At 51.5% G+C, this 23,487-nt stretch carries 26 protein-coding genes and 1 pseudogene; 22 read left to right on the top strand and 5 right to left on the bottom strand.

From position 1 onward, the window contains the following. Positions 1–91 precede the first annotated feature (91 nt). The 10 genes and pseudogenes from rpsP to WAO31_RS00530 all read left to right on the top strand — a co-directional run. Positions 92–499, top strand: a pseudogene (gene rpsP / locus WAO31_RS00575) (30S ribosomal protein S16); the annotation flags it as partial. Between the two features lie 194 nt (positions 500–693). Beyond that, a complete protein-coding gene (locus tag WAO31_RS00570) occupies positions 694–930 on the top strand; it encodes an RNA-binding protein (RefSeq protein ID WP_509588982.1) in 237 nt (78 codons plus the stop codon). Next, positions 887–1,483 (top strand): ribosome maturation factor RimM, encoded by a 597-nt coding sequence (gene rimM / locus WAO31_RS00565; protein WP_509588980.1) that lies wholly within the window; start codon positions 887–889, stop codon positions 1,481–1,483. The genes WAO31_RS00570 and rimM overlap by 44 nt, the downstream gene beginning before the upstream one ends. After that, positions 1,473–2,150, top strand: a complete 678-nt coding sequence (trmD, locus tag WAO31_RS00560) for a tRNA (guanosine(37)-N1)-methyltransferase TrmD (protein WP_509588978.1) — start codon at positions 1,473–1,475, stop codon at positions 2,148–2,150. Before rimM ends, trmD begins: the two co-directional genes overlap by 11 nt. Before the next feature lie 150 nt (positions 2,151–2,300). Continuing rightward, positions 2,301–2,651 carry a 50S ribosomal protein L19 gene (gene rplS / locus WAO31_RS00555; protein WP_509588976.1) on the top strand — a complete coding sequence of 117 codons (351 nt, stop codon included), beginning with the start codon at positions 2,301–2,303 and terminating at the stop codon, positions 2,649–2,651. 26 nt (positions 2,652–2,677) lie between these two features. Then, positions 2,678–3,442 (top strand): signal peptidase I, encoded by a 765-nt coding sequence (gene lepB, locus WAO31_RS00550; protein WP_509588974.1) that lies wholly within the window; start codon positions 2,678–2,680, stop codon positions 3,440–3,442. After that, a complete protein-coding gene (gene rnhB / locus WAO31_RS00545) occupies positions 3,408–4,079 on the top strand; it encodes a ribonuclease HII (RefSeq protein WP_509588972.1) in 672 nt (223 codons plus the stop codon). Before lepB ends, rnhB begins: the two co-directional genes overlap by 35 nt. Before the next feature lie 22 nt (positions 4,080–4,101). Continuing rightward, positions 4,102–4,425: a DUF2469 family protein gene (locus WAO31_RS00540; protein ID WP_509588970.1), complete on the top strand. Its 324-nt coding sequence runs from the start codon at positions 4,102–4,104 to the stop codon at positions 4,423–4,425. 59 nt (positions 4,426–4,484) lie between these two features. Then, positions 4,485–5,726, top strand: a complete 1,242-nt coding sequence (gene dprA, locus WAO31_RS00535) for a DNA-processing protein DprA (RefSeq protein WP_509588968.1) — start codon at positions 4,485–4,487, stop codon at positions 5,724–5,726. Further along, a complete protein-coding gene (locus tag WAO31_RS00530; RefSeq protein WP_509588966.1) occupies positions 5,716–6,624 on the top strand; it encodes a tyrosine recombinase XerC in 909 nt (302 codons plus the stop codon). Before dprA ends, WAO31_RS00530 begins: the two co-directional genes overlap by 11 nt. On the opposite strand, the gene WAO31_RS00525 is transcribed toward WAO31_RS00530, so the two are convergent. Next, a complete protein-coding gene (locus tag WAO31_RS00525) occupies positions 6,621–7,154 on the bottom strand; it encodes a M23 family metallopeptidase (RefSeq protein ID WP_509588964.1) in 534 nt (177 codons plus the stop codon). The two genes, WAO31_RS00530 and WAO31_RS00525, sit on opposite strands and share 4 nt — an antisense overlap. A gap of 291 nt (positions 7,155–7,445) precedes the next feature. On the opposite strand from WAO31_RS00525, the gene rpsB reads away from it, so the two are divergent. The 10 genes from rpsB to WAO31_RS00475 all read left to right on the top strand — a co-directional run bounded on the left by rpsB (position 7,446) and on the right by WAO31_RS00475 (position 14,456). Beyond that, positions 7,446–8,255 (top strand): 30S ribosomal protein S2, encoded by an 810-nt coding sequence (gene rpsB, locus WAO31_RS00520; protein ID WP_509588962.1) that lies wholly within the window; start codon positions 7,446–7,448, stop codon positions 8,253–8,255. Positions 8,256–8,258: 3 nt separating this feature from the next. Then, complete coding sequence (gene tsf, locus WAO31_RS00515; protein ID WP_509588960.1) at positions 8,259–9,083, top strand: translation elongation factor Ts; 825 nt, start codon at positions 8,259–8,261, stop codon at positions 9,081–9,083. A 92-nt stretch (positions 9,084–9,175) separates the two neighbouring features. Beyond that, positions 9,176–9,886 carry a UMP kinase gene (gene pyrH, locus WAO31_RS00510; RefSeq protein ID WP_509588958.1) on the top strand — a complete coding sequence of 237 codons (711 nt, stop codon included), beginning with the start codon at positions 9,176–9,178 and terminating at the stop codon, positions 9,884–9,886. A gap of 32 nt (positions 9,887–9,918) precedes the next feature. Continuing rightward, positions 9,919–10,479 carry a ribosome recycling factor gene (frr, locus tag WAO31_RS00505; RefSeq protein WP_509588956.1) on the top strand — a complete coding sequence of 187 codons (561 nt, stop codon included), beginning with the start codon at positions 9,919–9,921 and terminating at the stop codon, positions 10,477–10,479. 7 nt (positions 10,480–10,486) lie between these two features. Next, positions 10,487–11,341 carry a phosphatidate cytidylyltransferase gene (locus WAO31_RS00500; RefSeq protein WP_509588954.1) on the top strand — a complete coding sequence of 285 codons (855 nt, stop codon included), beginning with the start codon at positions 10,487–10,489 and terminating at the stop codon, positions 11,339–11,341. After that, positions 11,334–11,885 (top strand): DivIVA domain-containing protein, encoded by a 552-nt coding sequence (locus WAO31_RS00495; RefSeq protein WP_509588952.1) that lies wholly within the window; start codon positions 11,334–11,336, stop codon positions 11,883–11,885. The genes WAO31_RS00500 and WAO31_RS00495 overlap by 8 nt, the downstream gene beginning before the upstream one ends. Then, a complete protein-coding gene (locus WAO31_RS00490; RefSeq protein ID WP_509588950.1) occupies positions 11,869–12,714 on the top strand; it encodes a GmrSD restriction endonuclease domain-containing protein in 846 nt (281 codons plus the stop codon). The genes WAO31_RS00495 and WAO31_RS00490 overlap by 17 nt, the downstream gene beginning before the upstream one ends. 78 nt (positions 12,715–12,792) lie before the next feature. Further along, complete coding sequence (locus WAO31_RS00485) at positions 12,793–13,455, top strand: aggregation-promoting factor C-terminal-like domain-containing protein (protein WP_509588948.1); 663 nt, start codon at positions 12,793–12,795, stop codon at positions 13,453–13,455. After that, positions 13,456–13,752, top strand: coding sequence for an Rv1322 family protein (locus WAO31_RS00480; protein ID WP_509588946.1), 297 nt, complete (start codon positions 13,456–13,458; stop codon positions 13,750–13,752). Then, on the top strand, positions 13,752–14,456 hold the full coding sequence (locus WAO31_RS00475; RefSeq protein ID WP_509589013.1) for an alpha/beta hydrolase: 705 nt from the start codon (positions 13,752–13,754) through the stop codon (positions 14,454–14,456). The genes WAO31_RS00480 and WAO31_RS00475 overlap by 1 nt, the downstream gene beginning before the upstream one ends. Here the strand turns inward: WAO31_RS00475 and WAO31_RS00470 are convergent. Both WAO31_RS00470 and WAO31_RS00465 read right to left on the bottom strand, forming a co-directional pair. Continuing rightward, a complete protein-coding gene (locus WAO31_RS00470) occupies positions 14,453–15,508 on the bottom strand; it encodes an AI-2E family transporter (protein WP_509588944.1) in 1,056 nt (351 codons plus the stop codon). The two genes, WAO31_RS00475 and WAO31_RS00470, sit on opposite strands and share 4 nt — an antisense overlap. A 15-nt stretch (positions 15,509–15,523) precedes the next feature. Next, positions 15,524–16,612: a DivIVA domain-containing protein gene (locus tag WAO31_RS00465; protein WP_509588942.1), complete on the bottom strand. Its 1,089-nt coding sequence runs from the start codon at positions 16,610–16,612 to the stop codon at positions 15,524–15,526. 80 nt (positions 16,613–16,692) lie between these two features. On the opposite strand from WAO31_RS00465, the gene WAO31_RS00460 reads away from it, so the two are divergent. Both WAO31_RS00460 and WAO31_RS00455 read left to right on the top strand, forming a co-directional pair. Further along, positions 16,693–18,405 (top strand): DUF8094 domain-containing protein, encoded by a 1,713-nt coding sequence (locus WAO31_RS00460; RefSeq protein WP_509588940.1) that lies wholly within the window; start codon positions 16,693–16,695, stop codon positions 18,403–18,405. Beyond that, positions 18,406–19,251: a tetratricopeptide repeat protein gene (locus tag WAO31_RS00455; protein WP_509588938.1), complete on the top strand. Its 846-nt coding sequence runs from the start codon at positions 18,406–18,408 to the stop codon at positions 19,249–19,251. On the opposite strand, the gene glgB is transcribed toward WAO31_RS00455, so the two are convergent. Together glgB and WAO31_RS00445 are read right to left on the bottom strand one after the other, a co-directional pair. Continuing rightward, positions 19,232–21,418 carry a 1,4-alpha-glucan branching protein GlgB gene (gene glgB, locus WAO31_RS00450; protein ID WP_509588936.1) on the bottom strand — a complete coding sequence of 729 codons (2,187 nt, stop codon included), beginning with the start codon at positions 21,416–21,418 and terminating at the stop codon, positions 19,232–19,234. The genes WAO31_RS00455 and glgB overlap by 20 nt on opposite strands. Then, positions 21,415–23,412, bottom strand: coding sequence for a maltotransferase domain-containing protein (locus WAO31_RS00445; RefSeq protein WP_509588934.1), 1,998 nt, complete (start codon positions 23,410–23,412; stop codon positions 21,415–21,417). The genes glgB and WAO31_RS00445 overlap by 4 nt, the downstream gene beginning before the upstream one ends. Positions 23,413–23,487 lie beyond the last annotated feature (75 nt).

The following is a 23,487-nucleotide window of genomic DNA, read 5'->3' as shown; positions in this document are numbered from 1 at the left end:
CCAGCAAAGACAAAACCATAGAGCTTGACTACCGAGTGTGCCCCCACGCTCACGGTTGATTGTTCGCCCCAATACAAATAACAGGAGCATTGTGGCTGTAAAAATCCGCCTAAAGCGTCTCGGAAAACTCCGTACGCCGCACTACCGAATCGTTGTCGCTGACTCAAGAAAGAAGCGCGACGGTCGAGTCATTGAAGAAATCGGTCGTTACATTCCGACCGAGAACCCGTCTTTCATTGAGGTCAATTCAGAGCGTGCTCTTTACTGGCTAGGCGTTGGCGCTCAGCCAACCGAGCAGGTTGAGGTTCTTCTTAAGCTCACCGGAGACTTCCAGAAGTCAAAGGGTGACAAGGACGCCAAGAACACCGTTCAGGTAAAAGCGGCTAAACCAGTTTTCGAAAAGGACACCAAGAAAAAAGCTGTCCTACTTCCTAAGGAAGAACTTGCTGCTAAGAAAGCAAAGACCGAAGCTCCAGCAGAAACTCCTGCGGCAGAAGCCCCAGCAGTTGATGCAGTTGCAGAGGCAACCGAGGCTCCAGTTGAGGCCGCTGCAGAAGTTGTAGAGGCAGCTGCAGAAGCTCCAGCAGCAGAAGCTCCAGTCGAGGAAGCAGCACCCGCTGCCGAAGCACCAGCTGAAGAAGCTCCTGCAGCAGAGACTGCCGAAGAGCCGAAGCCAGAGGCGTAAACAAAAAAATGTTAGCCGCTGCGCTCGAGCACCTAGTGAAGGGCATCGTCGATAATCCCGACGATGCATCCGTCACCGAACGTTCGACCTCAAGAGGAGATCTTCTTGAGATTCACGTTCACCCAGATGATCTGGGTCGGGTAATCGGGCGAAGCGGCCGAACAGCTAAGGCACTTCGCACCCTGGTCAACGCTCTTGCCGATGGCAGGAAGATTCGCGTTGATGTGGTGGACAGCGATTTCTAGCAAAACCAAGCTGAGGGTTGGCCGTTTGGTCAAAGCCCACGGCTTAAAGGGCGCCATCAAGCTAGAGCTCTATACCGATAGTCCAGACCAGCGATTTAAGCCCGGTCAAATACTCGAACTTCAAGTTCCTGAAACCTCCGAATGGTTTGGCAAGACCATAACTGTTTCGGAGCTTAGGTTTTATAACCAATCACCGGTGCTATTTCTAGAAGGTATCGACAATCGATCAAAAGCTGAGACCCTAATCAAGGCAATTCTTCTGATTGAAACCGAGGCCGATGCTCTTCCGGAAGAGCCAGAGGCTTGGTATGACCACCAGCTAGTTGGGCTAAAAGCCATAGTTGGAGAAGAGTCCGTTGGAACTGTGACCCGAGTGGATCACCTTCCGGCTCAGGACCTTCTGGCCATCGAGACCTCAAACGGTGAGGTACTAGTTCCATTCGTCAAGCAAATTGTCCCCGAGGTGGATGTGGCCCTTGGTCAGCTAAGGCTTGCTCCACCCGATGGACTCTTTGAGGTAAACCAGGAGGGCGGGGCCAAAGATGAGAATTGATGCAGTCAGCATCTTTCCTGATTTCTTTCAGGTCTTGGATATCTCCCTCCTGGGCAAAGCCAAGGCGCAAGACATACTTAGTGTAAACATCCATAATCTTCGTGACTTCACCGACGATAAGCACAAAACCGTAGACGACACACCATTCGGTGGCGGTGCGGGAATGCTGATGAAGGCCGAGCCATGGGGCCAGGCCCTAGACAAACTAGTTGACTCAGAGACAATTGTCATTTTTCCCTCCCCGGCCGGAGAGCTTTTCAAGCAAGCCACCGCCAAGGAGCTGGCCTCGGCAAAGCACCTAGTTTTTGCCTGCGGTAGGTACGAGGGAATCGATCAGCGCGTTGTTGATTACGCAGGCTCGATTGCCAAGGTCCGTTTGATTAGTCTTGGCGACTATGTCTTGAACGGCGGGGAAGTTGCCGCTGTTGCAATGATCGAGGCCATCGCAAGGTTGATTCCGGGGGTAATCGGAAATGCCGAGTCTTTGACCGAAGAGTCTCACTCCGAGGGGCTTTTGGAGTACCCGAGCTACACCAAACCTGCCAACTGGCGAGGCATGCAGGTCCCCGAAGTGCTACTAAGTGGCAATCACGCCGAGATAGCAAAGTGGCGAAAAGGCAAGGCTTTAGAGCGAACCGAGCAGGTTAGACCAGAGCTACTTCCCTAACGCGGTTGCCTAATGGCCCAAAACTGTGGCAATATAGGAGCTTCGCCTAAAGCAATTGACTCTGCCGCAGGGGAGAAAAGGCGAAATTAAGCAAAACACCATTCAATTTATGTTTTTGACCTGCGTGCTAAAAACAGGAAGCGACACAAAATGCACATTCTAGATTCAGTAGACAAGGCTTCACTCAAGACCGACATCGTAGAGTTTCGCTCCGGTGACACAATCAAGGTCCACGTAAACATCATTGAGGGTAGCCGCTCACGTATTCAGGTTTTCCAGGGAATCGTAATTCGCCGCTCGGGCGAAGGAATTCGCGAAACCTTTACCGTTAGAAAAATAAGCTTCCAGGTTGGTGTTGAGAGAACTTTCCCACTTCACTCTCCAGTTATCGACAAAATTGAGCTAGTCTCCCGCGGCCAGGTCCGCCGTGCGAAGCTTTACTTCCTACGCGATCTTCGCGGTAAGAAGGCAAAGATTCGCGAAAAGCGCGACAACGTTTAGATTTTTGTCGCGGAGCGTATTAGAGCGTGAGAGACAGGACCCAAGCTAGCGAGCCAATTCGGCCCAGAAGAAAAGGCAGTAATCGACGAAGGAAGATTCGTCGAATTCGTAGAAACTTCTTCGTTGCTTTCCTGATTGACCTGGTAGTAGTTCTAGGTGCGGCACTTGTACTTTCACTTCTTATAAAGACTTTCCTGATTCGATCCTTTTTTATACCCTCCGGTTCGATGCTGGAAACCCTACAGATTGACGATCGCATCATTGTCAATCAATTGACCCCCGCTATTTATCCCATCGAGCGTGGTGACGTAGTTGTGTTCAAAGACCCTGGCGGCTGGCTCGGTCCCGCTTTTGACGAGCCAACCGATCCGGTTGTCGTGACCGTGGACTGGTTCCTATCGGCATTTGGCATCACGGCACCGGATAGCAAATTGCACCTGGTGAAGCGCGTCATTGGCACCGAGGGTGATCGAGTCATTTGCTGCGATGCCGAGGGTCTAATCACCGTGAACGGCGTCCCAATTAGCGAGACCGACTACTTAGCTCCTGGACAGGCGCCATCGAGTCTTGAGTTTGATGTCACGGTTCCAAAAAACTCTCTCTGGGTGTTGGGAGACAACCGAGGCAACAGCGAGGACTCCAGGTTCCACGGGGACCTACCAAGTAGGGGATTCGTGTCAAACGAATGGGTCGTTGGTAGAGCCTTCGTAATTAGCTGGCCGTTCGATAATTGGAAGCTACTGGATAATTACCCCGATGTCTTCAAAAACGTACCCAACCCTTCAAACTGAGTCGAAGCTCTTCGAGCGCGGCAATCGCTTCGTGATCGGAATTGACGAGGTTGGTCGGGGAGCAATTGCTGGACCGGTAGCCGTTGGCGTATCGCTTATCGATAAACAAAACCCCAATCTGAATTCCTGGCCAGAAAAACTGCAGGATTCGAAGCTCATGACCCCAAAATCAAGAGCCGAAATAACGGCTCCCTTGGAGACTTGGATTGAAAGTTACGCGGTTGGCTATTCTACAAATCAGGAAATTGATGAATCCGGAATCAGTGAAGCGCTAAAAATGGCAGCAGCGCGCGCCCTCGCTGAATTGTTTTCTAAAGGCTCGCTGCGTTCAGAGCTCGCAAACCAAGGTGGAGTGATATTGCTCGATGGCTCACAAAATTGGCTAGGTAAACAAGCTGCAGGATTAGAAGTCGATCTTCAGGTCAAAGCTGATACCACTTGCGTCTCGGTTGCTTGTGCGGCCGTCCTGGCCAAGGTAAAGCGTGATGCATTGATGGAACTTCAGGATCTGGATTACCCCGAATATGGCTTCGCTGGGCACAAGGGATACGCCTCAGCCAAGCACATCGAGGCCCTTAGGGCCCATGGACCGAGCCCAATCCACAGGCTTACCTGGCTGACTAGGATTCTGGCCTAGAGCGGGAATAGACTAGAAAAACATGGAAGAGAACGAGTACGAAGACTACGACAGACAGGCCGAGGTCGCGCTATACCGCGAGTATCGGGATGTTGTTGGCACGTTCAAATACGTAATCGAGACCGAGCGCAGGTTCTACCTGGCCAACGAGGTTGAGCTAAAGCGCATTGATACTTCGGCGGATTTTTACTTCGAGCTGAACATGTCAGATGTTTGGGTGTGGGATATCTACCGCACCGATCGCTTTGTCCAGTCGGTAAGGGTGCTGACCTTCAAAGACGTGAACGTCGAAGAGCTATCCGGCAAAGCCTACGAACTTCCAAAAGAGCTAGCGGTAGGCGAGTAGCTCTCCACAGCTTATTAATTTCCTTTCAAATCCAATAAGTTTCTTGCAAGAGTTTGGGCATGCCCAAACCACAAATCCTCTCGGACCAAGAGCTTAGGGAACTAACCGAAGCCTTCCAGCACTCTGGTTACTCAAAAGATCTAGCCCTTGAGTTAGTTTCCTCAGCGACTCTTTCTATGGTGACTGAACCCGGTGACCGTATGGCTGGAGCCCTAGCTGGGCACTTAGACAGACTCGCCCTTCTGGGTCTTCTGGTAGACGGGCTCGAGACCCGCGCTGTGTTGAGGGCATTGACCGAGCTGTCGTCAATTGATTCGCTTCGCCAAAGCTTCGGTGATTTGGAGTCGACACTTTCTGATTCAAGGCAGCGCTGGCTGCCCAGGCTTTCAAAATCTCGTCTGATTCATTTGTTTGAGCACAGTAAGGCTCTGGGGCTTGTACTTTTGACTCCCTCGGATAAGTTCTGGCCAGCCGGTTTGGATGATCTCCAATACGCGGCTCCAGCGATGTTATTCATCGAGGGAGAGCGCTCATCGCTCGGTCAGCTTCAGCAAGGAGTTTCAATTGTTGGATCTAGAGCCTGCACCCCCTATGGCAAGCAGGTGACCAACTTGTTAGTCCAGCAGCTAGCGGTATTATCGCGCCCAACCGTATCTGGAGGTGCAATAGGAATTGATTCGCACACGCATCAATCAAGCATTGAGCTGGGTCTTCCAACAATTGCAGTCATGGCGGGGGGATTGGATCGAAAGTATCCCAGGGCAAACTTTGCAATGTTTCAAAAAATCAAAGCGCAGGGCGCTCTGGTTAGTGAGCTTCCGCCGGGGGTAGCACCGACCCGATGGAGGTTTTTGCAACGCAACAGATTGATTGCTGCTCTGACCCCAACAACGGTCGTTGTTGAGGCGGGAGTTCGTTCAGGTTCGATTAGAACTGCCAATAATGCTCTTGAACTAGACAGAGCGCTCTTTGCTGTCCCCGGCTCAGTCTTGTCTGGTAGCTCCCTAGGAACCAATGCCCTGATCGCCGACGGTCGGGCCGAGGTATTGAATGATCTGAAATTTTTCGCGACCGGATCTCAAGATGAATCGTCAGGTGCGATGGAGAGTGCCCTTGCGAAACGGGCCCGTGATGCCATTCGTGAAATCGGCTATCCAACAAGACTAGAAATTGCCAAGGGTGCCGGGCTCACAAACTCCGAGCTATCGCTCGCGCTTCATGAGCTAAAGATACAAAACCACGTGATTGAAGACCGCAACAACAAAGGAGAGGTCCATTACGCTTTGAAATATGCCAACTGAGTTTTCCTACCTGCTTGAGGAGTTTGCCTCTGAGCTAAGCGTGGGCAAGGGTTTTTCTCCGAACACGGTCAAGGCCTACGTATCAGATGTTTCAGACTTGCAATCCTTTATGGAAAGTAAGAGCCAGAACGAGATTGAAGATCTTGACCTTGAACTTCTTCGCGATTGGCTCTGGAGAGTAAGTGAAAAAGGTTTGACCAAAACCACACTCGCTAGAAAATCAGCCGCTGCCAGGGCCTTCACAGCATGGTTACATAAGCAAAACAAAATTTCGTCAGACCCGGGTCTAAAGCTTCGTTCCCCGAAAGCATCCAGAACACTCCCCAAGGTGGTTTCGCGTGAGGCAATGGCGGGTATCTTCGAGAGGCTTGAACCGCTCGCCGTTCGAGATAACCCGGCTGCAATTCAAGATCTTCTTATTGTTGAACTCCTCTACGGAAGCGGAATTAGGGTAAGCGAGCTAGTTGGGCTAGGCCTGGAAGACATTGATTACGGTCGAAAGATTCTTCGAGTCACCGGTAAGGGAAATAAACAGCGCATGGTTCCATACAGTGATCCGGCAAGTGATGCACTTGCCCTATGGATTCGTGAGGGACGTATTCAGTTTGAAAATGAGGTCAGCAAGAACGCACTTTTGATTACCTCGCGTGGTAAAAGAGTTGGGGTTCGGCAGGTCTATGCACTGGTTGCGGAGCTTCTCGCAGACACCGCGGTTGGTCAGGCTGGACCGCATGCCCTGCGTCACTCGGCAGCAACCCATCTACTGGACGGGGGAGCTGATCTTCGAGCCGTTCAAGAACTCCTCGGACATTCATCTTTGGCTACCACCCAGATCTACACCCACGTCTCGGTGGACCGTCTCAAGCAGGGATATCTGAAAGCTCACCCCAGGGCCTAAAGCTCATCCGGATCCACCCACGGAAGTAGTCGAGAGGGACTTAGCTCACCGGTGAACCAGAGCGGCGAGAGGTATTGTCCGTTTCTACGAATCGAGAAGTGCAGACAAAACATATCTTCGCAGTGGGGCTGGTAGCTATCCTCTGCTTCACAGATTTCACCAATCAGGTCACCCTTTGCAACCTGATCTCCCAATTGGAGCTGTGAGCAAACCGGCTCGAACGCACTAAGGAGCCCGCCTTCGTGGGAAATAGAAATCAGTTGCCTGTTAACTACTTTGCCAACGAAGTGAACCTGACCATTACCTGGAGCGAAGACTCCCTGACCGAGCTCTACTTCGTAGTCGACGCCGCGGTGACCTGCTGAATACTCGGTTTCGGATTGGCGATAGCTATTAATTAGCGAAGACCCAACCACCGGAGTGGTCAATACCTGTTCACTTCCCAGGCTTGGCGCGGGTGTTTGCCAGGCCAGCGCGAGCACCAAGAAACTAGCTAGCTGAAGGGTGGCCATGCGCTCTGGGTCAATCACAGCTCTAATCTGTGGCTTCAGGAGCCAGATTGTGGGGCTTTTAGTCAGGTTGTGGAGAAATCTTAGGTCTTTTTTGCCCCCGGCTTCGCTGGTATGCTTTTGTTTAGCGACATTCTCGTTAAAAATCCTAGATTTTGAAAATGTCGACTTCGCGTGCCGACCAAGATAGTTCTCACTCAGTGGCCCTAACGGGCTTGTGGGAAAAATCCGGCACCAGGGGTTTCTTGGCAACCGCCATAAACCATTAACTGAGTGGGCGCATTCGTTGCGCCGAAAGGAAGTTCGACTCATATGTCAGTCGTAACCACCCGTCAGCTGCTCGACAGCGGCGTACACTTCGGACACCAGACCAGACGCTGGAACCCGAAGATGAAAAGATACATCCTCACCGATCGCTCCGGCATCTACATCATCGACTTACAGCAGTCGCTTGCGATGATTGACAACGCCTACCAATTCGTAAAGGACACCGTCGCAGCCGGCGGGTCCGTTTTATTTGTTGGTACCAAGAAGCAAGCTCAGGAAGCAATTGCCACCGAAGCCCTTCGCGTCGGCCAGTCATACATTAACCAGAGATGGCTTGGTGGACTGCTAACTAACTTCCAGACTGTAAGCAAGCGTCTTGCACGTCTGAAGGAACTTGAGACCATGGACTTCGCTGACGCTTCGAAGTCGGGTCTAACTAAGAAGGAACTACTGATCCTTCGTCGCGAGAAAGACAAGCTAGAGAAGTCACTCGGTGGAATTAGAAACGTCACCAAGACTCCTTCCGCAATCTGGGTTGTTGATACCAACAAGGAGCACCTCGCAATTACCGAAGCTAAGAAGCTCGGTATTCCGGTAATTGGAATCTTGGATACGAACTGTGATCCTGACGATGTTCAGTTCGGTATTCCAGGAAACGATGACGCAATTCGATCAATTCAGCTTCTTACTCGAATCATCGCAGACGCAGTTGCTGAGGGACTAATCGCTCGTCACTCCAAGCCAGAGGCAGAAGCTGAGCCACTTGCTGAATGGGAGCGCGAGCTTCTAGAGCAGGGCAAGGAAGTCACCGAAGCTCCAGCAGCTCCGGCAGCTACCGAAGAGAAGAAGGCGTAATTCATGGCTAACTACACAGCAGCAGACGTAAAGGCACTTCGGGAAAAATCCGGTGCTGGAATGATGGACTGCAAGTCAGCCCTAGACGAGGCCGAAGGAAACATTGAAAAGGCCTTCGAAGTTTTGCGTCTAAAGGGACTAAAGGGAATCTCCAAGCGCGAGGGAAGAACAACCAGCAATGGTCTAATCGTCTCTCGAGTTTCTGGTGGAACCGGTTACCTAATCGAGCTTGCGTGCGAGACAGACTTTGTTGCAAAGGCTGAGCGCTTTGTTGCTCTCGGTGAGGAAATTGGTGACGCGATTGTTGCTGCAGGCGCCAAGGACCTAGATTCGAGCCTGGCCGCAACTCTCAATGGCAAGACCGTAGCCGACGCAATCAACGACGAAGCTGCAGTACTGGGTGAAAAAGTTGAACTACGTCGCGTCGCATCGGTATCCGATGTAGCGGTAGATGCTTACCTTCACCGCACCTCAAAGGATTTGCCGCCTCAGGTTGGCGTTTTGGTTGCCTTTGATGGAAACGCTGAGACCGCTCACGACGTTGCAGTTCACATCGCAGCGTTCAGCCCATCTGTACTAACCCGCGAGGAAATCTCAGCCGAGACCGTAGACAGCGAACGTCGTATCGCTGAAGAGACCGCAAAGAATGAAGGCAAGCCAGAAGCGGCACTGCCTAAAATCGTTGAGGGCCGTGTGAACGGTTTCTTCAAGGAGAACGTTCTGTTGGAGCAGGACTTCGCCAAGGACAACAAGCTTTCCGTTCAGAAGGTCTTGGATCAGTCCAACACCAAGGTTTCGGCCTTCTTACGGTTCCGCGTAGGAGCCTAAGTAATTGAAAGACAAAAGACTCGGCCCCCTCGGGGCCGGGTCTTTTTCTGTGCCCGCCTAGACTAGGAAAAGAACCCTTTGGAGGATGTACCGTGCCGCTAAAACGACGCAGAGTTTTGTTGAAACTATCTGGAGAAGCCTTCGGTGGTGGAACCGTCGGAGTCAATCCGGATGTGGTTGCCGAATTAGCTAAAGAAATTGCCGAAGGTGCCAAGTCAGCGGAGGTGGCAATCGTAGTTGGAGGAGGAAACTTCTTCCGCGGCGCAGAATTGTCCCAGCGGGGTATGGAACGATCCCGAGCCGACTACATGGGAATGCTCGGCACCGTAATGAACGCACTCGCGCTGCAGGATTTTTTGGAGCAAGCCGGAGTGAGCGTGCGTGTGCAGTCGGCAATCACGATGTCTCAGGTCACCGAACCCTATATTCCACTTCGAGCGATTCGCCACCTAGAAAAAGGTCGCGTAGTGATTTTTGGAGCTGGCGCTGGACTTCCATACTTTTCAACCGACACCGTTGCGGCTCAACGCGCCCTAGAAATCAAGGCAGATGAAGTGTTGGTTGCCAAAAACGGAGTTGATGGCGTTTACTCATCTGATCCAAAGAAGAACGCAGACGCCAAAAAGCTCGAGAAGCTTACATACCAGGAAGCCCTGGTTCAAGGACTGAAGGTGGTTGACGCTACCGCGTTCTCACTCTGCATGGACAACAAGATGCCAATGCGGGTTTTTGGCATGCAGGGTAAGGGAAATGTGACAGATGCCATCAAGGGCAAGAAAATTGGCACCACCGTCACAGCTTAGGTTTTAGATAAAACAAAGAAAGAGGGCACCAAATGATTGAGGACATCCTGAAAGTCTCCGCCGAGAAGATGGACAGAGCGGTCGAATCCGCCAAGGATGACTTTGCAACCGTTCGAACTGGCCGCGCCAACCCACAGATGTTCCAGAAGATTATGGTTGATTACTACGGAACCATGACGCCTCTTGCCCAGTTGGCCTCGCTTCAAAACCCTGAGGCTCGCACCATCGTGATTACCCCTTACGACAAGGGTGCACTTGCCGGCATTGAAAAGGCGATTCGTGAAGTTCCTAACTTGGGTGCTAACCCAACCAATGATGGAACTTTGATTCGAGTCAGCCTGCCTGAGCTGACCGAGGATCGCAGAAAAGAATACGTGAAACTCGTAAAGACCAAGGCGGAAGACCACAGGGTCTCAGTTCGGAATATTCGTCGTAAGGGAAATGACGACCTAGACGCATTGAAAAAAGATGGTCAGGCCGGTGACGATGAGTTAGCTCGCGCTGAAAAAGAGCTAGATAATCTGACCAAATCTCATGTTGACGCTATCGATGAAGCTCTGAAGCGCAAAGAAGCCGAACTACTCGAGGTATAAAGCTAAAGTGTCCGAGGTAAGTGCGCCGGCTGGGAGATCGCTATCAAAGTCGGTAGTGGTCGGGCTCCTTCTGGCGGCCCTATTTCTAGCTTCAGTCTTGATTTACAAAGAGCTTTTCATTCTGCTCGCCATAGTTGCAACAGCAATTGGCGCCTGGGAGCTATCAACGGCTCTTCGCACCAAGGGTTGGTATGTGCCGAGGGTTCCTGCCGTCGTTGGTTCAGTTATCATCATGCCGGCCACCTATTTCGGTGGCCCCGTCATTCAGTGGCTGGTAAGTCTGGGAATTGTGGCGGCCCTAATTTTGTGGCGAACGGTTCATCTTCTTTGGGAGAGAAGGAAAGCAAACTTCCAGACTTTTCTTCGAACTATCAGGGACTTTGGTGCTGCAGCCTTTTTGGTTATCTACCTTCCACTTTCACTTTCTTTCTCCATGCTTCTGCTCAGGCGCCCTGAGGATGGTCAGTGGTGGGTTCTTACATTTGTTGCAACCGTAGGCCTGATTGATTCGGCAGGTTACCTATTTGGCAGAGTTTTTGGCAAGCACAAGCTGGCGCCAGGCGTGAGTCCAAAAAAAACTTGGGAGGGCTTGTTAGCCTCCATAGTCTTTGGAACGGCGACCGCGGTTGTATGTACCGTCTACTTACTCGGTGGCTCCTGGTGGATCGGTTTGGTTCTGGCGGCGGGCGTTATCCTATCGTCGGTGTTTGGCGACCTAGCTGAATCTCTCATCAAGCGAGATCTGGGTATGAAAGACATGTCAAAACTCTTGCCGGGCCATGGCGGGTTGATGGACCGACTTGATTCCTTGCTACCTTCAGCTCTCATGACTTATTTAGTGATGGTGATTTTCTTTGCCTGATTCTCCCGGCTTTTCAAGGGTTCAGGGTATGGGCTACAACCCAGAGCAGGTGGATGCGCTTTTAGAACTTGCAAAGCGTCAGTACGAAAGTCCTGACGAGGTACTGCTTCGTGCATCAGACCTCAGAGGGTTGAGGATCGATTTAGTGAGCGGCGGGTACTCAGTTTCTCAGGTAGATGCGGCACTGGATAACCTCGAGGATCATTTCATTCAAACTGAAGTCAAAGCCTTTAGGGAGCGCTTTGGCGACCAGGAGCTTGCCAAGCGGTATGAGGAACTGCAGCAATCTTTGATTCCCAGACTCCGACGTGAACGCAAAAAACGCTTTGCCAGAGTTTCCGTTCTTGCCCGAGGCTACGACAAAAATAAAGTCGATGAGCTTTGCGATTCACTAATGGCTCACTTTAGTGGGGGTCCGAGGGTTAGGGTGTCTCAGGTTAGGCGTGCTCAATTCAGTGCTAATCGTGCTGGTTACTCAATGCCCCAAGTAGACGGATTTCTAGATCGAGTAATTGAGGCCCTGCAGCTTGAAATCACTGAGTAAAACTGGCTGGATTTCTGTCTTTGTAATTTCGGCGCTAATCTACGGGACATTTTTTGGTTCTGACGACGATCCCACTCCGGTTTCCACGCCTTCACCAACGGCAAGCGAGGTCTCAACCGAAGCACCGGAAAACTTAGAGCTAGAAAATGAATCTACTGAGCCTACGGTGCAGAGCCCAGTTGCAAGCCCGGATAAAGCCCCCGTCAGAACTCCAGAGCCAGCTTCAGATTCAGAGGCGCAACAGCAGCAGGACGAGCAGGTTCCGGGTGAAGCACTCCAAGCCCTAGCTGCAATCCCAGTCAAAGGCAGAGCTCCAAAAACTGGATACGCCAGGGAGCTTTTTGCATCGGGTTGGCAAACTATAAATGGTTGCGACATCAGGAATCAAATCCTGTCTCGTGATTTAGTTCAGATTGAGTACCGGACGGGCTCGAACTGCATTGTTGAAACGGGTGTGCTTAATGATCCGTTCACCGGCCAGGTAATTGGGTTTCAGCGTGGGGTTAGAACCTCGCTCGATGTTCAAATCGACCACGTGGTGTCCCTAAGCGACGCTTGGCAGAAAGGAGCTCAGCAGCTTTCTGCCAATCAGCGCTTTTCTTTTTACAACGACCCGCTAAATCTTTTGGCGGTGTGGGGTCCTGCCAATAGTCAAAAAAGTGATTCGGACGCAGCCAGCTGGCTGCCCTCAAATAAGGGCTTCAGGTGTTCATTTGTGGCAAGACAGGTTGCCGTTAAGGGCAAGTATGCCCTTTGGGTGACTCAGGCCGAGCGCGACATAATCGCACGCATCCTAAGCTCTTGTCCTGAGCAGAGCCTGCCCCGCTGAGGTCGAGCCTAGCTCTCTCGGAACTCTCAAGGTACACTTGAAGGTCGCTGGCAAAAATTTATTGGAAGGGGTTTGACCGTGGGCAAGTACGAAGTTATCAGGCCACCCCTTGCGAAGCGAATGGTAATTTCCTTTGATGCGTTTTTAGCCAGGCATTCGCTCTCTCGGCCTCACCTTCCAAGAGTCACGAAGGCCAAATCTTTTCCGGTTTTGGGTTTTGTGTTTGCCGTTAGCCTCACTTTGGTTTACGTAGTTGATCCCTATTCGGGAAACCTAGCAAGCGCATCAACAATTCAGGTTTACGACCCTGCCGATGGGCAGAGTCAGAGCTTTGCATTCGACGAAGAGTTCTCCGTAAGTTTTGAGCGCGGTGGCTACCGAATGATTTCGGGAACCGCAGCAAAGAGTTATTTCGTACTTGCCGCCGCCATGCCAGAAGAGGGTTCAGTTCAGGCCTACGCACTTGAGTACATAAGTAAGCGCGACTGGGGAATGGATCAGTTCTCTTGTCTCGTGAATCTTTGGAACAGAGAGTCAAACTGGCGGCATCTGGCTAAGAACCCTTCAAGTGGAGCCTACGGAATTCCTCAATCGCTTCCAGGTTCCAAGATGGCTACCGAGGGTGCGGACTGGATGACAAACCCCGAAACACAAATTCGTTGGGGAGTGAAGTACATCGCGGCTAGGTATAAGCTGCCCTGCAATGCATGGGCGCACTCAGAAGAGCACAACTGGTACTAAATGAAAAGTCGTAGAGGTAAAGAGTCAAAGTGGGGCGCAGAGTATCAGCCTTTGGATTTAGACAGAGTCCGTATAGGGGTCAAGCGAACAGAGCTAAAGCGCGGAGTGGAATACTCGGTGCAAACCACCACGGGTCAAAAAGCGGAAGATGACAAAAGCTGGGTGTGCCCGCACTGCAATCAGGCAATCTCAAAAGGGCAAAATCACACCGTTGCCTGGGATTCGGTGAGAGGCGTAGAAACCAGAAGGCACTTTCACAACGCCTGCTGGAAGGCATTTCAAGGGCCGCTGCTTTGATTGAAATAACCTCCTCGACGGAACTTCCATCCAACAGGCTGGCAACAAAGCTCACAACCTCAGACAATCTAAAGCTAGTGGCGGAATTTGCCACCCCTGTCTCGGTCGCGCCAGTGGCAACACTTTTGACACTTCACCCGCTACCCACTCATGGTGGCTTTATGGACTCCCATATTCTTCGAAAGGCCGCTAACCGACTCCCCGCTCTGGCAGAGGTTGCGGTTTTACGTTTTAACACAAGAGGAACAACGAGCCCGCACGGTACCAGTGAAGGCTCTTTCGGTGATGGTATCGAAGAGGAAAAAGACCTGGAGGCAGCGCTTGCCTTCCTAGGGACCCAGGAAACCGGACCAATCTGGTTGGTCGGCTGGTCTTTTGGAACAGAGCTTGCAATCAAATACGGCTTTGATAAAGAGATTGCAGGGGCAATTCTGCTTTCTCCACCGCTCCACAGAGCTAAAGAGACCGATCTTGAAAAATGGATTGGATCAGGCAAGAGATTGATTGCACTTATCCCAGAGCACGATGATTTTCTGCCACCGGGGCCAGCTGCCGAGCGCTTCAGTGTATTACCGGAAGCCGAGATGATTTACGTGGACGACGCCAAGCATCTCTGGGTTGGGGAGAATTCAACCAGGCGTGTTCTCAATGAAATTGTTAAGGCTGTGAACCCGATTAAGTATCCACTTCCGGAAAGTTATTAGCGGGCGTTTTGTCGCGGAATAAACAGCTCGCGAATTACAAAAATTATTGAAGCCGCAAAAGGAATCGCTACCAGGGCACCCAGGACACCAAGGAGAGCACCTCCGGATAAAGCCGCAATCACAACTACAGGAGCGGGAACTGATACTGCAACCTTCATAACTCTTGGGCTAATCAAGTAAGCCTCGAGCTGGAGATAGATCAGGTAGTAAATCGCAAGAATCAATGCGGTTCCTGGGTCAACCGCCAGTGCAACTACAACCACCAAAATAGCTCCAGAGATCGAACCAACAAGTGGGATGATTGCCAATAGGAAGACGACAAAAGCTAAAACTAGAGCAAACTGAAGTCCAACTAGGCTCATCACGATAAAGCCCAGAACTGCGTTCAGGGCAGAAACAGAAACCTGACCTATCACGTAGCGGCCGACAGATTTTGAAACCTGGTCGGTAATCTGAACGTAACGGTCACGCTTACTTTTAGGAACAAGCTTTGATAGCGAATTCTTCAGAGATGACAGTGAAGCCAAGAAAAACACGGTCAGGACCAAAATCACGATGAAGCCGAAGACTCCGGTGAAGAAACTTATGCCCACCTGGACCACGCCACCCAACATGACGGGCCAATTGCTGGAGTCGGCTAGAAATCCGCTGGCGTTTAGCAACGCCGAGCTAATGGCGCCACCGAGCTGCTCATCTAGTGAAACTACAAATGCCAGCTCAGTAATTTGTCTTAGCAGCGCCGGTGCGGTCTCTATGAGCTTTGTTCCCTCAGTGATCAGGGTTGGAACCATGGTCCAAACCAGTAAGGCGATAAAGGACAGGAGGACAACTGCCACCGCTAGGACCGCTAGCGGTCTTGGAAACTTACTGCGCTCGAGAGCCGAGACCAGTGGGTCTAGTCCAAGAGCCAAGAAAATAGCTGCAAATACATAGGTTAGAACATTGGCCAGGGTGGTCAGGGCACCTCCCAGCAAAAGTGCGGTTAGGACTCCAAGTCCACCGAATAATCCGAGGGTGAAGGCATTTGTGAGTTTCATATTTTGGATTGCCATTTGTCAACTCCCTACCTAGTCGAGTGATTTCTTCGAGGCCTCGACAACTTTTTCAAGGTGCTCTAGATACGAGCCTACGGTGCGCCGCTCAATTTCCAGCTTGGCAAGCTTGGCGTTTGCCACATCCAACTCTCTAGCTGCTTGAGTTTTTGCATCTGCAATAAGCTGCCTAGCCTCGGCCTCGGCAAGGGCGATGGCTTGCTCGGCCTGAAGATTCGCAGCGTCAGTAGTTTGTTTGTTGATTGAGCGAGCCGCGGACTCAATGGTCTCGGCCTCGAGCTGAGCCGCGTTTGTTCTGGCAATCGCCGCCTGAAGCTGAGATTTTGCAGCGTCAAGATACTTCTGGGTCTGATGAACCGCTTCCTGGTGCTTACGAAGGTATTCCTCTTCGGCTTCAGATCTTCTAGCAGTGAGTTCGAGCTCCAAATCGATTCTGGCCTGATCGCCAATCAGCAGCGCTGCTTTTTCGGCGTCAATCTCTCGAACCATATCTTTTTGGAGAAAAAGCTTTTTCTCCGAAAGTTCTCTCTCCACCATCGCCTTTAGTCTCTCGGTCTGACGTTTGGTGTCTGCTCGAAGCTTGGCAACCTCGGTTGCAATCTCGCCACGAATGGATCCAGATTCCCGGGTAGCCTCCTCAATAAGTCGACTACCTTCGTTTCGAGCCCTTTCAAGAATTTCATTTGCCTCACCTCGAGCGGAGTTGATGATGCGCTCGACGCGCCTGTCCGCCTCGGCAACTAAGGAGTCGTAGTAGTCCTTAGCTTCACTTTTTCGAGTCTCGACTTCTTCGTTGATGCTTCCGAGAATTCGGCTTTTTTCACTCTCTGCATGAGCCAGCAACCTGGTGGCCTGGTCCTCTGCGGAGGCAAGAATAATCGCCGCCTGATTGCCCAATCCGGCATATGTCGGTGACTGAACTTCTTCGAGCTTGGCCGAAAGTTGTTGAATTTGAAGTTTGGCTTGCTTGAGCTCGTCGGCCAGCTGTGCATTCTGGGTCGAGAGTCTCAAGACATCGCGATTTAGGTCTAAAAAGGCGTCATTGACGGCTGTTTTTGAGTAGCCGCGCAGAGCAGTGGGGAAAGAGGTATCTTCGCCTGACAAATCGGGCCTCCTGCAGCTTTTTACGTAGAATGGGTGGGGCGCTTAGGCCCGACTCACAAGTTTAGCTGGAATGGATAATCATGCGCTTTTTGCTGGCAGCCCTACTGTTTATCCTCGCCATTTCACTACTTTTGCTCGGGGTGGCCCAGCGAACCATCTGGGCAGCCCCGGATAATTTTTCAGTAAATCTATCAATCTCGAGCGGGCAGCCTTACGTCGTCGTTCCTGCTCAGGAGCTAGCCCTCATACCCGGGGATCCGATTGTGAGCTCCTATGGTGGCGACCAGGTCTTTATTGCGGTGGGACGAGAAAGTGACGTTAACGCCTGGATTGGCCTTTCCAGTCACTTCCGGTCCGTCACCTCAGATGATGGTTTGGCTTTGGGGGTCCGCGAGGTAGTTGGAACCAGCGACTTTGCTAACCCGGCCGGTTCTGATCTGTGGGTAGGTGAAGCCCTCGGCGAGGGATTTGCCGAGGTTCAGGTACCAACCGGTGAGAATCTGGCGGTCCTTATTGCTAGTGATGGATTTGAAGCAGCTCCTAGCCGAGTTCGCATCTCCTGGCCAATTGCAAGCTCGACTGTTATCTCGGACGTTTTTCTGGCAGTTGGCTCAGGTTTCTTATTCGCCGCAATCGTTTTGAATCTTCTGGCACTTCGGAAGATGCTCATCAATAGGGGTCCGAGACGTAAGCTTCCCAAGGCTCCGCAGGGGCCAAAATACCGACCGAAAAAGGCTCCGCTGGATCTTCCAAAACGAGGGAGAAGATCAGCAAGGTCGAAGATTGCCCTTGTGCCGGTTGGAATCGCCTTAACATTCTCTCTTGTTGGTTGTGCAGCTGAGCCTACTCCAGTTGCAACTCCTAGCCCGACTGAGTCATCGCCGTCCTCGGCTATTGAAGAGATTCCTCCAGTTGTAAAAAGTTCTCAAGTTAGAAAAATTCTGCGCGAGCTTCAGCAAGTTGTAGCGCAGGCCGATGAGTCGGGAGACTTAGACATCCTTGCGGATCGAGTAGCGGGCCCAGCTCTTCTGTTCCGGGAGGCGCACTACGAGCTGATGTCGAAGTCTTCGGACATCTTGCCCCTTCCTCCAATTTCAGGATCAGCTATTTCCATTACACTGCCAGCGGCCACGAACGCCTGGCCTCGATCGTTCATGATCGTGACAGAAGGTGACGGCGCAGGGGAGCTTCCACAGATGCTAGTTCTGCAACAGCAGAGCCCCAGGGAGAAATACAAGCTCTGGTACAACATCCCACTACTTCCTGGATCCGAGATTCCAGCAGTTGCCTCGGCCGAAGTCGGAGCGATTCCAGTTGAAAGGGATTCACTTTTCCTAAGAATCTCGCCGATCCAACTTCCCAACGCCTTCGGTGACGTCATCGACAAAGGCGAGGCTAGCGAGTTTTACAACCTCTTTAACTTAGAGGGCGATGAGTACTACGAGCAGATTTCAACCAGCCAACAGGAGCAGATTGAGCGTCTTCGCCGAGCTGAGATAACCTTCACTCACGAGCTGGGGGACGAAAATGTCATCTCGCTCTCAACCAGTGATTCAGGAGCTCTGGTTGCTGTGATGATGACCGACAATTACCTGATTAGGCCGACCAGGGCGAATGCTGCCGTCACAGTGACGGGTGACGAACTTCTGCTTCTAGGAGTGGAGGGAAGCGCCGAGGGGGTAAGGACCAAGTACGGGGGGATGCTTTTGTTTTACGTCCCAGCTGCAACCAACGAAGGCAGGGTCACTCTCTTGGGTGCCACCCAATCCCTTCTGAGTATTAGGGCGCTCTAGATGACAATTGACTTTGGAAAATTAGGCAAACCCGCCGGGGAAATTAATGTTCCGGCCCTGGTGCTAGAAGTTGACGCGGCTTCAATAAGAGATTATCTGGCGCTGTCTGACAAGCTGCCAATCATCCTGGTTTTTGTCCAAGCTAGCGATGAGGCATCACAGAACCTCCAGCGCTCTATGAAGTCTCTAATTGAAAAAGCAGCAGGTCAGGTATTAGCTCTCGTGGTTGATGTGGCAGCCTCACCGGAGTTGGCTCAGGCTTTTGAATTAACCGAGATACCCAGTGCTCTAGGAATCCTTAAGGGTCAGCCCGCGCCGCTTTTTGTTGGCGATCAACCGATGGAGCAAATTCAACACATCATCACCAAGGTTTTGGAAGTGGCTAAAGAAAACGGACTAACTTCCAGGGCAGTGGTAAAAGATGTTCCCAAAGAGGCAGAGCCAAGCCCGACCGTTTTGTTAGCCTACGATGCAATTGATGGGGCTGACTATCAGGGAGCTCTTGCTCTTTATGAGAAAGCTCTTTTGGAAAACCCGAGTGATTTTCTAGCAGAGGCCGGTTTGGCTCAGGTTAAGCTACTAATTCGACTCGAGGGCAAAGACCTGGCCGCTTTGGCAGCGTCAGAGGATTCAAGTGATGAAGCTCTGCTCTTGAAAGCAGATGCACTAATTGCAACCGGTATGGCCGAGACTGGATTCAAGCTGTTGCTTGGACTATTTGAAAAAACTGCGAAGGATGCCAGGGAGCCAATCAGACTTCGAATTGTGGAAATGTTCCTGGTGGTTGGGAACGACCAGCCTGAAGTTATCCAGGCTCGAAAATCGCTCAGCCTGCTGCTTTTTTAGGCCTAAGCCATATGCCACCAAGTGGTGGAACGGAAACTCTGGCCGAGTGTGGTTGGCCTTGAGCCGAGCCGCCAAGAGCCTGAACCAGACCAAAGTTTCCAACTCCGGATCCTCCAAAGCTTTCCGAGTCGGTATTTAGAATCTCCTCCCAGTCGCCCGCTTCGGGAAGACCCAGTACAAAGTCGTGGTGCGGGCCTCCTGAGAAATTAATTACCGCGACCAGCAGATCGCCCTTCGAGTCCTTTCTTACAAAGCTCACCAAATTGGCATCGGCATTTCCACCGTCAATCCAGCTAAATCCGGACGGTTCGTGGTCAAGCTCCCAGAGAGCCTGGTGCTTCAAGTAGAGCCTATTCATGCTTTTAACCAAGTCTTGGATGCCTCGGTTGGCAGGCTGGTCAAGGGCCCACCAGTCAAGACCGCGGGATTCACTCCACTCACTGGCCTGAGCAAATTCCTGGCCCATAAACAGAAGCTGCTTACCCGGGTGAGCCCACATGAAGCAAAGGTAGGCACGTAGGTTGGCAAATTTCTGCCAATGATCGCCAGGCATCTTTGAGACCATGGAGCCTTTGCCGTGAACTACCTCATCGTGACTAATTGGCAGCACAAATTTTTCGTCGTAGGCGTAGAGCATTGAGAAAGTCAGTTCGCCGTGGTGATATTTGCGATACATCGGATCTTTCGAAACGTATTCCAGGCTGTCGTGCATCCAACCCATGTTCCACTTAAACCCAAATCCTAATCCTCCGCCATCGGTTGGGTTAGATACCCCACCCCAGCTGGTGGATTCCTCGGCAATCATCATGATGCCGGGGTGTTCGCGATAGCAGGTCGCGTTTACTTCCTGCAGGAACTTTATTGCGTCTAGATTCTCGCGTCCGCCGAACTTATTTGGTAGCCACTGGCCATCTTCTCTCGAGTAGTCCAGATAGAGCATCGATGCAACTGCATCGACCCTGAGACCATCGACGTGGAACTGTTCAAACCAGTAGAGCGCGTTAGCGACAAGAAAGTTTCTTACCTCGTTTCTTCCAAAGTCAAAAATTAGTGTTCCCCAGTCCGGGTGTTCACCTCGTCTTGGGTCAGCGTGTTCGTAGAGCGGTTCGCCATCAAATCTAGAAAGCGCCCACTCGTCTTTTGGAAAATGGGCCGGGACCCAGTCCACGATTACCCCAATACCGGCCTGGTGAAGCCGGTCCACCAGATACCTGAAATCATCCGGGTCACCAAATCTGGAAGTTGGAGCAAAATAACCGGTGACCTGGTACCCCCAAGAGCCACCGAAGGGGTGCTCGGCCACGGGCATGAATTCTACGTGCGTGAATGAAAGGTCTGTCAGGTAATCGATTAGCTCATCGGCGAGTGAGCGGTAGTCAAGGCCCGGCCTCCAAGATCCGAGGTGCATTTCATAGACACTCATTGGCGATTTCAAGGCGTCGCGTTGGCTTCTGGATTCAAGCCAGGTTTGATCACTCCAGTGGTGGGTCGATTCGTGAACAATCGAGGCGGTTAGCGGGGGGTGTTCAAAGTACTTACCCAGCGGATCAATCTTTGACACCCAATGGCCAGCTTTGGTAAGAATCTCGTACTTGTACTTAGTTCCGGAGGCTACTTCAGGAACAAACAGCTCCCAGACCCCGCTGGAGCCCATGTTTCGCATCGCGTGAGCCCCACCACTCCAGTGGTTGAAATCTCCGACCACCCTTACGGCCTGAGCATTCGGAGCCCAGAGGGCAAAGGCTGTTCCTACCGAATCGCCAAGGGACCCACTCAGGGTGATTACCCTAGAGCCCAGCACCTCCCAAAGTTTTTCGTGCCTTCCCTCAGAAATTAGATGCAAGTCGAGCTCACCAAGTGTTGGAAGGTGGCGGTAGGGGTCATCCGCTATCCACGGTGAAGAAGAAGCTTCGTATATTGTCTTTATTCTGTAGTCCGGAACCGAGGAAGTCTTTATCGATCCCTGCCACACACCGCGGTATAGATGTTCAAGGGCAAGTTCTTTGCCGTCAACCAGCAAAGCGGTAACCGATTTAGCCAGCGGTCGAAGCGCTCGAATTACAAAACCGTCCGCGACTTTATGCACGCCCAATACATCGTGCGGGAAAGCATAGGAGCCGTGAGAGATTTGATCGAGGATACCCTCATCAAGGGCGGGTAGGGTCACCTGATGACCTCGAGAATGTGTACCGGCTCGCTGAACGAATCTAATCTCACAAAATTACTCTTTCCCCAGGTAAATTCAACACCGGTGATTAAATCCCTCACCTTGAAGGGGCTGTGATCTTCAAGCCCAAGCTTCCAGAGCTCTAAATGGATGTTGGTTTCTCTAGCGGCGTGCGGGTCTAGGTTTGCAACAACTATGACGGTGTTTGGTTTGCCACCGGCGAACTCAGCCTCCAGATGTTTTGCAAAAACCAAAATCTCTGAATCATCCGAGTAATGAATTGAAACATTTCTGAGCTGACCGAGGGCTGGCTGAGAAGCTCGAATTTCGTTCAGTTTTTTGAGATATGGAGCAAGTGACTTCCCGTTTTTCTCAGCGGCTTGAAAATCACGAATCTTGTACTGGTACTTTTCGCTGTCGATGTGCTCATCAACCCCAGGTCTCGCCACCGCCTCGTAGAGCTCATACCCTGCGTAGACTCCAAAGCTTGGGGCCATGGTGGCGGCAAGAGCTGCCCTGATTCGATGCGCGGCTGGACCCCCGTACTGAAGATACGGGGTCAATATGTCTGGAGTTGTGACCCAAAGGTTTGGCCTAAAGAAACTATCGGTCTGAAAGCTAAGTTCTGACAGGTAGCTTTCGAGCTCTTGCTTGGTATTTCGCCAGGTGAAGTAGGTATAACTTTGCTGAAAACCAGCCTTTCCTAGGGTGTGCATTATTGCTGGCCTTGTGAATGCTTCGGCCAGAAAGATGACCTCAGGGTCTTTTAGGTTCACCTCGGCAATAAGGCGCTGCCAGAAATTCACCGGTTTGGTGTGGGGGTTATCGACCCGGAAGATCTTGACTCCGAGGCCAATCCACTTAAGCAAGATTCTCAGCGACTCTTGATAGATGCCCTCCGGATCATTATCAAAATTAATCGGGTAAATATCTTGGTATTTCTTCGGTGGATTCTCCGCGTAAGCGATCGAACCATCAGCTCGGGTCGTGAACCACTCCGGGTGCTTTTTTACCCAGGGGTGATCGGGGGAGGCCTGAAGAGCAAAATCCATCGCTATTTCAATACTCAGTTTGTTTGCGGCTTTGACAAAAGCCGCAAAGTCTTTTTCATTTCCAAGATCGGGGTGAATCACATCGTGACCACCTGCTTGACTACCTATAGCCCAGGGGGAGCCCGGGTCGGAATCTAGGGCAGTCAGTGAGTTGTTGGCGCCTTTCTTAAAGGCGCTACCGATTGGGTGAATCGGTGGAAGGTATAAAACTTCAAAACCCATGTTCTTGACCCGCTGCAGTGACTTAGTCGCGGTGGAGAAGTTTCCGGAAGTGATGCTACCGTCCGCGTTTTTTGAAGCGCCCTCACTCCTTGGGAAAAACTCGTACCAACTTCCACACCCAGCAAGCTTGCGCTCAGCTAGAACCTCGCGACTGGCACTTAGTGTTTCCAGCGAACGAACTGGCTCCAGCTTAAACATCGATAACATTTCTGGCTTATCCACCGCCGCGAGCTTGGCTTTGGCCGAAATAGAAACGTCTTCGAAAATTAGGATTAGCTGCTTTATTAGAGCCAGGGAATGCTTTGAGCGGTTTTTTTCTTTCGAAGCATTGGAAAATAGCGAAAGAGCCTCCAGAATCACGAGGTCGGTATCTTGAGCGATTGCAATTTTTACCGTCGCATTGTGGTGCCAGGTCGCGAAGTCATCTCCGAATCCGAGCACTTGATAGCTCCAAGTGCCAATCTCGTCTATTTGGACCCGGGTTTCAAAAAAGTCGCTTCCCGAAAAGTTTTCCTCGAGCCTTTTTTTAGTTGTCTTTCCACTTGGAGATACCAGAATAAGTTCTGCTCCGACCGCGTCGTGGCCCTCGCGAAACACCGTTGCTCCGAACGGAATAACCTCGCCCTGGTAAGCCTTGGCGGGGAAAAGACCGCCATCAACTTCGGGCTTGAGGTCGGCAATTCGAATTCGACCGATTGCGTTTGGTAGGCCCTTTGTCATGAGTCCCAACTTAGTAAAAAACCAAGCAGGCCGTAGACGCAGCTCTTCTAGAAAGCTTTTATTAAGGCCATGCTA

The sequence above is a fragment of the Rhodoluna sp. genome (genome assembly GCF_049276775.1).
Classification (GTDB): domain Bacteria; phylum Actinomycetota; class Actinomycetes; order Actinomycetales; family Microbacteriaceae; genus Rhodoluna.
This window is presented reverse-complemented; position numbering and strand designations above follow the sequence as displayed.